Origin of the sequence: Streptomyces sp. MS191 (assembly GCF_008042125.1) — a bacterium.
Classification (GTDB): domain Bacteria; phylum Actinomycetota; class Actinomycetes; order Streptomycetales; family Streptomycetaceae; genus Streptomyces.
In genome coordinates, this window is the sequence record NZ_RDBI01000141.1 from 1 (window position 1) to 664 (window position 664).

The window sequence follows — 664 nt, forward strand, 5'->3', positions numbered from 1 at the left end:
CCGGATCAACCGCCTCCGCCGCGACGCGGCGGGCTGGGGCTGGGACGGGGACTCCGACACCAACTACGACCTGCTCCGCACGGACTTCCCCCACCCCGACTCCTACCGCGCCTACGAGGACGACCTCGACGACCGCGAGCCGCTGGAGAAGGACTTCGCCGACGGCGCGGCCTTCCAGGCGGCCTGGGACGACTGGGACAACGAGTACGGGGTGCACCAGGAACGCAAGACGGCGGGCGCCGTGTACATCCAGGAGCACGGCTGCGGCTTCAGCACCCTGCTCGTGGTCACCGGCCCGCACCGGGGCACGATGTGGTTCGACGGCCGGGCCACCTGCGACCTGATCCTTCCGCTGCTCCTGAACGGCGGGCCGGTGTCGTTCGCGGAGTGGATCGACCGGGACTACATGACCCCCTGGTGAGCCGGGCGGGGCGGTCCACCGCCCCGCCCCGCGCGTCAGGACGCCGGGGGCCGCCAGTCCGGCCGACGGCCGCTCAGACCGATCACCCGGTCGAGCAGGGGTGCGTCGTCCGGGACGGGGACGATCGGGCCGAAGAAGCCGTCGTCGCCCTGCGCGTCCTCGGCCGGTGTCAGGAGCGCCTGCGACGAGGCGAGTTCCGCGTCCTCCACCGCGTAGTCCTGGCCCGTGGCCCGCGCCAGGTCC

General features: G+C 73.3%; 1 protein-coding gene and 1 pseudogene. One reads left to right on the forward strand and one right to left on the reverse strand.

What is annotated here, in order from left to right:
- Positions 1-421 (forward strand): SMI1/KNR4 family protein (locus EAO71_RS38055; RefSeq protein ID WP_187282966.1); only part of this gene is annotated, 421 nt, incomplete at its 5' end.
- A gap of 35 nt (positions 422-456) precedes the next feature.
- On the opposite strand, the pseudogene EAO71_RS35775 reads toward EAO71_RS38055, so the two are convergent.
- A pseudogene (locus EAO71_RS35775) lies at positions 457-664 on the reverse strand (TIGR03086 family metal-binding protein); the annotation flags it as partial.